The organism is Vibrio sp. V08_P9A1T1, assembly GCF_963874405.1.
Classification (GTDB): domain Bacteria; phylum Pseudomonadota; class Gammaproteobacteria; order Enterobacterales; family Vibrionaceae; genus Vibrio; species Vibrio anguillarum.
Genome location: NZ_CAWNIB010000110.1, coordinates 18,158 through 29,254 on the forward strand (window position 1 = coordinate 18,158; position 11,097 = coordinate 29,254).

The following is an 11,097-nucleotide window of genomic DNA, read 5'->3' on the forward strand; positions in this document are numbered from 1 at the left end:
GCCGTTTAAAATCATAGAATAACGATGATTACATCTTCGCTTTTTCTATAACTTTAACCAATGTCCAAGACTTAGTCTTAGACAGAGGACGACACTCACGAATCTCAACGGTATCGCCTAGGCCACACTCGTTGTTTTCGTCATGTGCGTGTACTTTAGTCGTACGCTTTACGAATTTACCGTAAATTGGGTGTTTCACCATGCGCTCGATAGCAACAGTGATAGATTTATCCATCTTGTCACTAATAACACGACCTAGTTGAGTACGAATTTTGTCGCTCATTATTCGCCTGCCTTCTCAGTCAAAACAGTTTTAACGCGTGCGATATCACGGCGTACAGCTTTCAAAGTATGAGTTTGCTGTAGTTGACCAGTTGCAGCTTGCATGCGCAAGTTGAACTGTTCACGTAGCAAATTCAGTAGCTCAGCGTTAAGCTCTTCAGCGCTTTTTGCGCGTAGATCTAGTGCTTTCATCACATCACCTGTTTAATTACGAATGTAGTTTTGAATGGCAGTTTACGAGCCGCTAGGCGGAACGCTTCACGTGCCAATTCTTCAGGTACACCGTCCATTTCGTACATAACCTTACCAGGTTGGATTTGGGCTACCCAGTACTCAACGTTACCTTTACCCTTACCTTGACGAACTTCTAGTGGTTTTTCAGTGATTGGCTTATCTGGGAACACACGGATCCAGATTTTACCTTGACGCTTAACGTGACGTGTCATTGCACGACGTGCCGCTTCGATCTGACGAGCAGTTAGACGACCACGTCCAACGGCTTTAAGACCAAATGTACCGAAGCTTACGTCAGTACCTTTAGCTAGACCGCGGTTGCGACCAGTATGAACCTTACGGAACTTAGTGCGTTTAGGTTGTAGCATCAGTCGACTCCTTACTTACGGCCTTTACGCTGCTTCTTAGGCTTGTCAGCCTTTGGCTCAACAGCGTTTGCAGCTGGCATACCACCAAGGATTTCACCCTTGAAGATCCAAACTTTAACGCCGATCACACCGTATTGAGTGTGAGCCGAAGAAGTTGCGTAATCAATGTCAGCACGTAGAGTGTGTAGAGGCACACGGCCTTCACGGTACCACTCAGAACGTGCAATTTCAGCGCCGCCAAGACGACCGCTTACTTCCACTTTGATACCTTTAGCGCCTAGACGCATAGCATTTTGTACCGCACGCTTCATAGCACGACGGAACATAACGCGACGCTCTAGTTGAGACGCGATGCTATCAGCCACTAATTGGCCGTCTAGCTCAGGCTTACGTACTTCAGCGATGTTAATTTGCGCTGGTACACCTGCAATTTTAGCTACAGCTGCGCGTAGCTTCTCAACGTCTTCACCTTTCTTACCGATAACAACGCCTGGGCGAGCAGTGTGGATAGTCACACGAATGCTCTTAGCAGGACGCTCGATAACGATGCGTGATAGAGACGCTTTTGAAAGTTCCTTAGTAAGGAACTGACGTACCTTGAAGTCGCCGTCTAGGTTGTCAGCGAAATCTTTGGTGTTAGCAAACCATGTAGCATTCCAAGGCTTAACGATGCCAAGACGAATACCATTAGGATGTACTTTCTGACCCATTGCTTACTCTCCTAGTCTCTTAGCGGTCTGCTACAACAACAGTGATGTGGCTTGAACGCTTCAAGATACGATCCGCACGGCCTTTTGCACGAGGCATAATACGCTTCATGACCGGGCCCTCATCTACGAAGATTTTAGCGACATTAAGATCGTCGATATCTGCACCTTCGTTGTGTTCTGCGTTAGCGATAGCTGACTCTAGAACTTTCTTAACTAATACAGCCGCTTTTTTGTTGCTGAAAGTTAGGATTTCAAGAGCCTGATCCACAGATTTACCACGGATTAGATCTGCAACTAAGCGAGCTTTCTGAGGAGAAATGCGAGCAAAGTTATGTTTAGCAATAGCTTCCATCATTTACTCCTTAGCGCTTCTTAGCTTTCTTATCCGCAGCGTGACCACGGTAAGTACGAGTTGGTGCGAATTCGCCCAGTTTGTGACCGATCATTTCATCAGTGACAAATACTGGAACGTGCTGACGACCATTATGGACAGCGATGGTCAAACCAATCATTGATGGAATGATCATTGAACGACGGGACCAAGTCTTAATAGGCTTTTTGTCTCCGCTTTCCACCGCTTTCTCTACCTTCTTCAGCAAGTGTAGGTCAATAAATGGACCTTTCTTGAGAGAACGTGGCATGGCTTATCCTCTTATATAGATTACTTATTACGACGACGTACGATGTACTTGTCGGTGCGTTTGTTGCTACGAGTCTTGAAGCCCTTAGTAGGCATACCCCAAGGAGATACTGGGTGACGACCACCAGAAGTGCGGCCTTCACCACCACCGTGTGGGTGGTCAACCGGGTTCATTACTACACCACGTACAGTTGGACGTACGCCGCGCCAGCGTGAAGCACCAGCTTTACCTAGTTCACGTAGCATGTGCTCAGAGTTACCAACTTCACCGATTGTTGCACGGCCTTCAGAAAGTACTTTGCGCATTTCACCAGAACGTAGGCGGATAGTTGCATAAGTACCGTCGCGAGCGACAAGTTGAGCATATGCACCAGCCGAACGAGCTAGCTGTGCACCTTTACCAGGCTTAAGTTCAACACAGTGAATAGTAGAACCCACTGGGATGTTGCGCATTGGCAGAGTGTTACCTGCTTTAATTGGCGCATCAACACCAGACTGGATTGTATCACCAGCTTGAACACCTTTAGGTGCGATAATGTAACGACGCTCGCCGTCTGCGTACAGAACTAGAGCGATATTTGCGCTACGGTTTGGATCGTATTCTAGACGCTCAACTTTCGCTGGGATGCCATCTTTAGTACGTTTGAAGTCAACCAAACGATAGTGTTGCTTATGACCACCACCGATATGACGTACTGTGATACGACCGTTGTTGTTACGACCACCATTCTTAGAGTTTTTCTCTAGAAGAGGTGCGTATGGCTTACCCTTGTGTAGGTCAGCGTTAACAACTTTAACGACGTGACGACGACCAGGGGAAGTCGGCTTACATTTAACAATAGCCATTATTCAACTACTCCTGTTATTCCGCGCCGCCAACAAAGTCAAGATCTTGACCTTCTTTCAAAGTCACATACGCTTTTTTAACGTCGCTGCGGCGACCTTGGCGTAGACCTTGACGTTTGGTCTTACCCTTAGTGATAAGAGTATTTACAGACTTAACTTCAACTTCAAATAGCTTTTCTACAGCTGCTTTGATCTCTTTCTTAGTTGCATCTTTTGCTACTTTGAAAACGATAGTGTTCGCTTTCTCAGCAGTCATAGTTGCTTTTTCAGAGATGTGCGGTGCACGTAGAACTTTTAGTAGACGCTCTTCACTGATCATGCCAGCATCTCCTCAACTTGCTTAACTGCTTCTGCAGTCATTAGAACCTTGTCAAACGCAATTAGGCTAACTGGGTCAAGACCCGCTACGTCACGTGCGTCAACTTTATATAGGTTGCGAGCAGCTAAGAATAGATTCTCGTCTACTTCGCCAGTAACGATGAGTACATCGTTAAGCTCAAGTTCTTTAAGCTTAGCTAATAGCTCTTTAGTTTTTGGTGCTTCTACTGAGAAGTTATCAACAACGATTAAACGCTCTTGACGAACTAGTTCAGAAAGAATGCTCTTCATAGCACCACGGTACATTTTTTTGTTTACTTTTTGGCTGTGATCTTGTGGTTTCGCAGCAAAAGTAACACCACCTGTACGCCAGATTGGGCTACGAATTGTACCAGCACGTGCACGGCCAGTACCTTTTTGACGCCATGGCTTAGCGCCACCGCCAGAAACTTCTGAACGTGTCTTTTGAGCACGAGTACCTTGACGAGCACCTGCTGCATACGCAACAACTACTTGATGTACAAGGGCTTCGTTGAACTCACGTCCGAAAGTAGTTTCGGAAACAGTTAGTGCGTTAGCACCTTTAACCATCAATTCCATTACTTACTCCTAGACGTTATGCTTTAATAGCTGGTTTGACGATCACGTTAGCGCCAGTTGCACCTGGTACTGCACCTTTAATAAGAAGCAGATTGCGCTCAGCGTCAACACGTACGATCTCTAGGTTTTGAGTCGTTACACGCTCAGCACCCATGTGACCTGCCATTTTTTTGCCTTTGAACACGCGACCTGGAGTTTGACATTGGCCAATTGAACCCGGTGCACGGTGAGACAAAGAGTTACCGTGAGTCATATCTTGGGTACGGAAATTCCAGCGCTTAACAGCACCTTGGAAACCTTTACCTTTAGATGTACCAGTAACGTCTACTTTTTTAACTTCGTTGAAAAGTTCTACATTTAGCTCAGTGCCAACTTCAAACTCTTCGCCGTTTTCTAAACGGAATTCCCAAAGACCGCGACCAGCTTCTACACCTGCTTTCGCAAAGTGACCAGCTTCTGGTTTAGTTACACGGTTGGCTTTCTTAGTACCAGTAGTTACCTGGATTGCTGCATAGCCGTCAGTCTCAAGAGTTTTCACTTGAGAAATACGGTTTGCTTCAACCTCAACAACAGTTACTGGGATAGAAACGCCTTCTTCAGTAAATACGCGGGTCATACCCACTTTACGTCCGACTAGACCAATCATTCTTCTAATCTCCCTTAACCTAGGCTGATTTGTACGTCAACGCCAGCAGCTAGATCTAGGCGCATCAGTGCATCAACAGTTTTATCTGTTGGCTCAACGATGTCGATTAGACGTTTGTGAGTACGAATTTCGTACTGATCACGAGCATCTTTGTTGACGTGTGGAGAGATAAGAACAGTGAAACGCTCTTTACGAGTAGGAAGTGGAATAGGACCACGAACCTGTGCGCCGGTACGCTTAGCTGTTTCAACGATTTCCGCTGTAGAAGCATCGATTAGTTTGTAATCGAACGCTTTTAGGCGGATACGGATACGTTGGTTCTGCATGAGACAGAGCTCCAATAATTAAAAATTACACAAACAATATCGCCACTCAAACTCGTTAAAACGAGAGAATGCCGATTGATTTATGTGAAACCGTAGTGCCAAAATTAGGCACATTGTCAGTTAATTTTCGATTAACTTTAATCTATTACTAAACGCAACAGAGCTAATTGTATTAACTGCGAACATAAGCTGAGTATACGTTACTAAACTAACAGCTAGGTCAGTTTACTCCTCACTGCTCATTGGTTCACAACTGGATTTAACCAGTGCGGTGCATTATACAGATCACCATTACACATGCAAGCGCTGTGTAGAAATTAAACTTATAAACTATCTATTTCTTCTTTCACTGAGGAAGTAATAGAAGGGATAGAAAGATGAGGTGAGCACTCACTACCCTATCCTTTTATCCCTGTTGCACAATTATACAGCTTGGCGCTGTCTCACTGCTTCAAACAGACAGATCCCAGCCGCTACTGATACGTTTAGGCTAGAAACGGTGCCCGCCATCGGTATTTTGATCAGATCATCGCAGGTTTCGCGCGTTAAGCGGCGCATACCATCCCCTTCAGCGCCCATAACAATCGCAAGGGGCCCTGTCAGTTTGGCTTGGTAAATGTCATGCGTCGCCTCACCGGCAGTGCCAACAAACCATACGCCTTGTTCTTGAAGGGCGCGCATGGTACGTGCAAGATTCGTCACTCGTACTAAAGGCACAGTTTCAGCAGCGCCACAAGCGACTTTGCTGACCGTTGCCGTCATTGGTGCTGACTTATCTTTTGGTACGATCACTGCAGCGACCCCGGCAGCATCGGCGTTACGTAAGCATGCGCCGAGATTATGCGGATCGGTAACACCATCCAAAACAAGTAATAGCGGTTGTTCATGCTGTGCGATGATTGCTTCTAAATCATGCTCATTAAGCTGTTTTGCTGGTTTTACACGAGCAATGATGCCCTGATGATTCGCCCCTTGAGCCTTGTCATCCAATGTTTTACGTCCCATCTGTTGAATAGAGACACCGCAATGTTGCAGTTCATTTAACAGTGGAAGCAGGCGATCATCTTGTCGCCCTTTTAGTACAAACGCTTCTATCAATCGCGCTGGATCTTTTTCAAGTACAGCGCTGACCGCGTGAATACCATAAATACATTCGTTACTCATGATTTACCCATTGATCGTTATTTACTAGCACGCGCTTTATTTGCTTTGGCCGCGGGTTTCTTTTTGCGTGCTTTTGTTGTTTTGCTTTTTTTTCGTTCAGGTTTTGAGCCTTCACTACTTTTTTCATCTGGGCGTTTAGTCGCTTCAACTAAAGGAGTTGCCTTTCCTTTACTTGACGTCACCTTCTTGCCACGTGCTTTCTCTCGTGCATCCGTTGCACGTTTCTTCGCTGTCTTGCCTTCTCCGCGCAGCTTACGGCTAGTGCCCACGATTTCAAAGTCAATTTGACGATCATCCAAGTTGACGGATAACACTTTGACTTTAACGGCGTCACCTAAGCGATAGATGTTGCCAAAACTTTCGCCAATCAATCGTTGTCCTACGGGATCAAATTGATAGTAGTCATTCGCTAGCGTTGAAATATGGACCAATCCATCAATGTGCAACTCAGTTAAACGAACGAAGAAACCGAAACCTGTCACGTTGGCTATGACTCCATCAAGCTCTTCGCCTACATGATCTTGCATGTATTCACACTTGAGCCAATCAGATACTTCACGCGTCGCATCATCAGCACGGCGTTCTGTCATTGAACATTGCTGACCATAGAAGTCCATGTCATCAAAAGAGTAGTGATAACCACCTGTGGTTGTCCAACGGTCGGTGTGATTGCCCGATTCTTTGGCAATCAAATATTTAATTGCGCGGTGCAATAGGAGATCAGGGTAGCGACGAATAGGTGAAGTAAAGTGCGCATAGCGTTTGAGCGCTAAACCAAAGTGACCACAGTTATCCGCGTTATACACAGCCTGCTTCATGGAACGCAGTAACATGGTTTGGATCAACTCTTTGTCTTGGCGCTCACCAATCTGTTTCATTAAGTTAGCGTAATCGGTTGGTGAAGGCTCTAGCCCACCCGCTAAGTTCAAGCCAAGCTCGCCTAAGAAATCCCTAAAGCCGGTCAAACGCTCTTCTCCCGGTGATTCATGGATACGGTACAGAGCGGGCTCTTTCGCTTTTTCCACCAGCGATGCTGAAGCAATATTAGCGAGGATCATGCACTCTTCGATTATTTTGTGCGCATCATTACGGACAACAGGTTCAATGCTGTCGATTTTACGCTCAGCATTAAAAATAAACTTAGTTTCAATCGTTTCAAATTCAATACCGCCACGCTCATCACGCGCTGCTTTTAGCACCTTATACATCGAATAGAGTTCTTCAAGATGAGGAACCACGGCTTGATAACGTTCGCGTAGCTCTTCATCCCCTTCAAGAATGGCGTGTACTTTGTTGTAAGTTAAACGGGCATGAGAGTTCATCACGGCTTCGTAATGTTTGTAACCCGAAATTTTGCCCGTTGCAGAGACTGTCATCTCGCACACCATGCATAGACGGTCGACTTGTGGATTAAGTGAACAAAGACCGTTCGACAGTACTTCCGGTAGCATAGGGACGACTTGCGATGGGAAGTAAACTGAGTTACCACGGTTGATCGCTTCTTTATCAAGAGCCGTGTCGGGGCGCACATAATAACTTACGTCAGCAATCGCAACCCAGAGACGCCAGCCACCACCTTTTTTGGCTTCGCAATACACCGCATCATCAAAGTCACGCGCGTCTTCACCATCAATAGTCACTAAAGGTAATTGACGCAAATCCACGCGCCCTTGCTTCGCCTCTTCTGGAACTTCTTCTCTCAGGTTTTCGACTTGCTTTAATACTTCTTGCGGCCACTCATGAGGGATCTGGTGAGTGCGAATCGCTATTTGTGTCTCCATACCGGGAGCCATATTTTCCCCAAGTACTTCAACAACCCTGCCTGTCATTCCTCTTGCTCTGGCACCACGATCGGTAATTTCAATCACCACCACGTTCCCCATGCGAGCTCCGCCTTTGTGCTCATTAGGGATCAAGATGTCTTGAGTGATGCGTGAATCATCGGGCACGACATAAGAGTAGCCATTTTCGAGGAAGAAACGCCCAACAAGTTGGGTTTTACGTTCTTCCAAAACTCGGACCAAACGCCCTTCTTTACGGCCTCTTTTATCCGTGCCTGTCGGTTGTACCAGCACGTAGTCGCCATGAATAATGGTACGCATTTGGTGATGAGGTAGCAAAACATCGTTATCTTTGCCAACGCTGCCATCAGGACGAACCCACCCATGACCATCTTTATGTCCGATTACGTGACCTTTGATCATTTCCAGTTTTTCTGGCAATGCATAGCATTGGCGACGAGTAAATACCAATTGGCCATCTCGCTCCATCGCACGCAAACGACGGCGTAGCCCTTCGTATTGCTCTTCACCAGACAAACCCAATGCCTCAAAAAGATCATTACGATTCATCGGTACATTGGCTTCGGTTAGAAATTCGAGGATGAATTCTCGGCTTGGAATTGGATTTTCGTAATTGCTAGATTCTCGATCCGCAAAAGGATCGTTATTGATAATTTCAGACATAGGCAGACCTGCTAAAGCAAGGAGAGATAGCCAGAGTATAACTGACTCACGGCAGAAGCTACAGCAGCGTATTGATTATTATAGGCTAATGCGTTAGAGGAAAAGCGTAGAAATGACTTCGCCCAACCGTGTGGGCGAAATAAGAAAAGCAATAATGAAGGCTACCAAAACGTATCTCTGCGCTTGGCTCGCGCAACCACATTTTGTGGCATTCGCTGCTCTAACCCCTGCCGGAGCATAGAGATCCGAGAATGTATTCTTTGATCGATAGTCACCGAATTATAGAGCCAGCGATAAGCATCTTCATAATCAAGCGGGCTGCCATAATCACGCAGCAAAAGCTCAGCTAGATGGATACGAGCATTAATATTGCCCATCGCAGCGGCTTCACGCAGATAGGGAATAGCTCGCTCTTTATCCTGCTGTACTAAAGTACCACGCGAATAATAACGCCCAAGCTGCTCTAACGCAGCGGGTAAACCTTGATGAGCTGCATTTTCCATATAGTACAAGCCAAGTTCGACATCTTGATCTACACAGACCCCCCACGCTAGCATATCTCCATACAAAAACTCGTAGGAAGGCAGGCTGATGCGAGTAGCACGCGCAACAATATCTTCTACCAATTGGCAGTTGTCGGCCTTGACTTGCTCTAAATGTTTATTTTGCTCAATTAACTTGATTAGTTCAGCTTCGGTGTAAATAGGGACTGGCTCACCCACTTCCGCCACGTTGGCATGACTCAAGGATGAGGTCAGCGCTAAAAACAATGAAGCTGCTACCGTTCGTAGCTTCATACCTGCACTCTTTATGTCTATCGATAGCCTTAAAATTATAGCCTCAGTTTCATCTAGGGCTGGGCTTGATAACTTTATCGACCAGTGCGGCAAACTCTTTAGACAAAATTTGCCGTTATTCGGCCATTTATTGCCACACCAAGGACAAAATATCATCAATACAGGTATAAAAAAACCGGCTCTGAAAGCCGGTTTTAAAAACGTTTATCAATCAACCATTAAACTGAAAATGGGTGAACCTTGATAATGGTTTCGTTACGATCTGGACCTGTAGAAACGATATCAACAGGTACACCAGTCAACTCTTCAATACGTTTGATGTAATCAAGCGCCGCTTGTGGCAGGGCATCAATTGATTTAGCACCGAAAGTATTTTCAGACCAACCTGGCATGGTTTCGTAAATAGGTGTTACCGTCTCAAAAGCGTCAGCTGCCATTGGTGATACTTGAGCAATTGAGCCATCTGGCATTTGGTAACCCGTACAGATTTTTAGCTCTTCTAGACCATCAAGTACATCAAGTTTAGTCAAGCAGAAGCCTGTGACTGAGTTAATTTGAATGGCGCGACGCATCGCTACCGCATCAAACCAACCACAACGGCGCTTACGGCCTGTTGTTGCACCAAACTCATGGCCTTTAGTGCCTAGGTGATTACCGATTTCATCATCCAATTCGGTTGGGAATGGACCTGCACCTACGCGAGTACAGTAAGCTTTCGCGATACCTAGAATATAGCCTAGATGACGAGGGCCGAAACCAGAACCAGCAGCAACACCACCAGCAGTCGTGTTAGAAGAGGTTACGTATGGGTAAGTACCGTGGTCGATGTCAAGCATAGTACCTTGCGCACCTTCGAACATGATTTTGTCGCCACGCTTACGCGCTGCATCAAGTTCATCGGTCACGTCGATCACCATCGAAGTCAGCAAATCAGCATAGCCTTGTGCTTGCTTAAGTACGGATTCGTAGCTTACTGGTTCAGCTTTGTAGAAATGCTCAAGTTGGAAGTTATGGAACTCCATCACTTCTTTTAGCTTTTCTGCAAATGAAGCCATATCGAACAAGTCACCAACGCGTAAACCACGACGAGCCACTTTGTCTTCATAAGCAGGACCGATACCACGACCTGTCGTACCAATTGCTTTTTTACCACGAGCCGTTTCACGAGCTTGGTCAAGCGCAATGTGGTAAGGAAGAATAAGTGGGCAAGCTTCAGAAATGAAAAGACGTTCGCGGACTGGAATACCACGCTCTTCTAGAGGCTTCATTTCATTGATTAGTGCGTCAGGTGAAAGCACAACACCGTTACCGATGATGCATTTCACTTTATTGCGAAGAATGCCGGATGGAATTAAATGAAGAACGGTTTTTTCACCGTCAATGACCAAAGTGTGGCCCGCATTATGGCCGCCTTGGTAGCGAACCACGTATTTTGCATCTTCAGTTAAAAGGTCTACGATTTTACCTTTGCCTTCGTCACCCCATTGGGTGCCTAGAACGACTACGTTATTTCCCATCTTTCCAAGTCTGATTGCTAGTTAAAAAAGGATTCTAGCACCGAATCCTTTTCCTTGCAGTCCTTTTTTAAACACGAAAATGTCATAAAAATATAACTTAATAAATGATTCAGTTATTAGGCACGTAAGTTACTCATCCGAATATATTTTTACGATCAGCTCTCCTTGACGATCAACACAAGCA

15 protein-coding genes are annotated in these 11,097 nt (G+C 45.7%); all 15 read right to left on the reverse strand.

The annotated features are described in order from the left end of the window. Positions 1-28: 28 nt before the first annotated feature. The 15 genes from rpsQ to AACT21_RS05600 all read right to left on the reverse strand — a co-directional run bounded on the left by rpsQ (position 29) and on the right by AACT21_RS05600 (position 10,913). A complete protein-coding gene (gene rpsQ, locus AACT21_RS05530; RefSeq protein ID WP_013855925.1) occupies positions 29-283 on the reverse strand; it encodes a 30S ribosomal protein S17 in 255 nt (84 codons plus the stop codon). Next, positions 283-474, reverse strand: a complete 192-nt coding sequence (gene rpmC / locus AACT21_RS05535) for a 50S ribosomal protein L29 (protein ID WP_010318766.1) — start codon at positions 472-474, stop codon at positions 283-285. Before rpmC ends, rpsQ begins: the two co-directional genes overlap by 1 nt. Next, positions 474-884 (reverse strand): 50S ribosomal protein L16, encoded by a 411-nt coding sequence (gene rplP, locus AACT21_RS05540; RefSeq protein ID WP_010318765.1) that lies wholly within the window; start codon positions 882-884, stop codon positions 474-476. Before rplP ends, rpmC begins: the two co-directional genes overlap by 1 nt. 11 nt (positions 885-895) lie before the next feature. After that, positions 896-1,594, reverse strand: coding sequence for a 30S ribosomal protein S3 (rpsC, locus tag AACT21_RS05545; RefSeq protein WP_010318764.1), 699 nt, complete (start codon positions 1,592-1,594; stop codon positions 896-898). A gap of 19 nt (positions 1,595-1,613) precedes the next feature. Beyond that, positions 1,614-1,946, reverse strand: a complete 333-nt coding sequence (gene rplV, locus AACT21_RS05550) for a 50S ribosomal protein L22 (protein ID WP_026027327.1) — start codon at positions 1,944-1,946, stop codon at positions 1,614-1,616. A gap of 10 nt (positions 1,947-1,956) precedes the next feature. Continuing rightward, positions 1,957-2,235: a 30S ribosomal protein S19 gene (gene rpsS / locus AACT21_RS05555; protein ID WP_010318762.1), complete on the reverse strand. Its 279-nt coding sequence runs from the start codon at positions 2,233-2,235 to the stop codon at positions 1,957-1,959. Positions 2,236-2,255: 20 nt separating this feature from the next. Then, a complete protein-coding gene (rplB, locus tag AACT21_RS05560) occupies positions 2,256-3,080 on the reverse strand; it encodes a 50S ribosomal protein L2 (RefSeq protein ID WP_013855922.1) in 825 nt (274 codons plus the stop codon). Between the two features lie 16 nt (positions 3,081-3,096). Next, on the reverse strand, positions 3,097-3,399 hold the full coding sequence (gene rplW / locus AACT21_RS05565) for a 50S ribosomal protein L23 (protein ID WP_010318760.1): 303 nt from the start codon (positions 3,397-3,399) through the stop codon (positions 3,097-3,099). Continuing rightward, positions 3,396-3,998, reverse strand: coding sequence for a 50S ribosomal protein L4 (gene rplD / locus AACT21_RS05570; RefSeq protein WP_010318759.1), 603 nt, complete (start codon positions 3,996-3,998; stop codon positions 3,396-3,398). Before rplD ends, rplW begins: the two co-directional genes overlap by 4 nt. Before the next feature lie 16 nt (positions 3,999-4,014). Further along, positions 4,015-4,644 (reverse strand): 50S ribosomal protein L3, encoded by a 630-nt coding sequence (rplC, locus tag AACT21_RS05575; RefSeq protein ID WP_013855921.1) that lies wholly within the window; start codon positions 4,642-4,644, stop codon positions 4,015-4,017. 14 nt (positions 4,645-4,658) lie between these two features. Then, positions 4,659-4,970 (reverse strand): 30S ribosomal protein S10, encoded by a 312-nt coding sequence (gene rpsJ / locus AACT21_RS05580; protein WP_001181007.1) that lies wholly within the window; start codon positions 4,968-4,970, stop codon positions 4,659-4,661. Between the two features lie 423 nt (positions 4,971-5,393). Continuing rightward, positions 5,394-6,134 carry a 23S rRNA (guanosine(2251)-2'-O)-methyltransferase RlmB gene (gene rlmB, locus AACT21_RS05585; protein ID WP_017042851.1) on the reverse strand — a complete coding sequence of 247 codons (741 nt, stop codon included), beginning with the start codon at positions 6,132-6,134 and terminating at the stop codon, positions 5,394-5,396. A gap of 17 nt (positions 6,135-6,151) precedes the next feature. Continuing rightward, the gene (gene rnr / locus AACT21_RS05590) at positions 6,152-8,599 is read right to left on the reverse strand and encodes a ribonuclease R (protein ID WP_017046740.1); all 2,448 of its coding nucleotides are present in this window, start codon (positions 8,597-8,599) and stop codon (positions 6,152-6,154) included. A gap of 161 nt (positions 8,600-8,760) precedes the next feature. Beyond that, complete coding sequence (motX, locus tag AACT21_RS05595) at positions 8,761-9,396, reverse strand: flagellar protein MotX (protein ID WP_013855917.1); 636 nt, start codon at positions 9,394-9,396, stop codon at positions 8,761-8,763. A 218-nt stretch (positions 9,397-9,614) separates the two neighbouring features. Then, positions 9,615-10,913 (reverse strand): adenylosuccinate synthase, encoded by a 1,299-nt coding sequence (locus tag AACT21_RS05600; RefSeq protein ID WP_094164689.1) that lies wholly within the window; start codon positions 10,911-10,913, stop codon positions 9,615-9,617. Positions 10,914-11,097: the final 184 nt, after the last annotated feature.

Coding starts and splice junctions, on each gene's coding strand:
- rpsQ (WP_013855925.1), bottom strand. CDS start 283: ATGAGCGACAAAATTCGTACTCAACTAGGTCGTGTTATTAGTGACAAG.
- rpmC (WP_010318766.1), bottom strand. CDS start 474: ATGAAAGCACTAGATCTACGCGCAAAAAGCGCTGAAGAGCTTAACGCT.
- rplP (WP_010318765.1), bottom strand. CDS start 884: ATGCTACAACCTAAACGCACTAAGTTCCGTAAGGTTCATACTGGTCGC.
- rpsC (WP_010318764.1), bottom strand. CDS start 1,594: ATGGGTCAGAAAGTACATCCTAATGGTATTCGTCTTGGCATCGTTAAG.
- rplV (WP_026027327.1), bottom strand. CDS start 1,946: ATGGAAGCTATTGCTAAACATAACTTTGCTCGCATTTCTCCTCAGAAA.
- rpsS (WP_010318762.1), bottom strand. CDS start 2,235: ATGCCACGTTCTCTCAAGAAAGGTCCATTTATTGACCTACACTTGCTG.
- rplB (WP_013855922.1), bottom strand. CDS start 3,080: ATGGCTATTGTTAAATGTAAGCCGACTTCCCCTGGTCGTCGTCACGTC.
- rplW (WP_010318760.1), bottom strand. CDS start 3,399: ATGATCAGTGAAGAGCGTCTACTAAAAGTTCTACGTGCACCGCACATC.
- rplD (WP_010318759.1), bottom strand. CDS start 3,998: ATGGAATTGATGGTTAAAGGTGCTAACGCACTAACTGTTTCCGAAACT.
- rplC (WP_013855921.1), bottom strand. CDS start 4,644: ATGATTGGTCTAGTCGGACGTAAAGTGGGTATGACCCGCGTATTTACT.
- rpsJ (WP_001181007.1), bottom strand. CDS start 4,970: ATGCAGAACCAACGTATCCGTATCCGCCTAAAAGCGTTCGATTACAAA.
- rlmB (WP_017042851.1), bottom strand. CDS start 6,134: ATGAGTAACGAATGTATTTATGGTATTCACGCGGTCAGCGCTGTACTT.
- rnr (WP_017046740.1), bottom strand. CDS start 8,599: ATGTCTGAAATTATCAATAACGATCCTTTTGCGGATCGAGAATCTAGC.
- motX (WP_013855917.1), bottom strand. CDS start 9,396: ATGAAGCTACGAACGGTAGCAGCTTCATTGTTTTTAGCGCTGACCTCA.
- AACT21_RS05600 (WP_094164689.1), bottom strand. CDS start 10,913: ATGGGAAATAACGTAGTCGTTCTAGGCACCCAATGGGGTGACGAAGGC.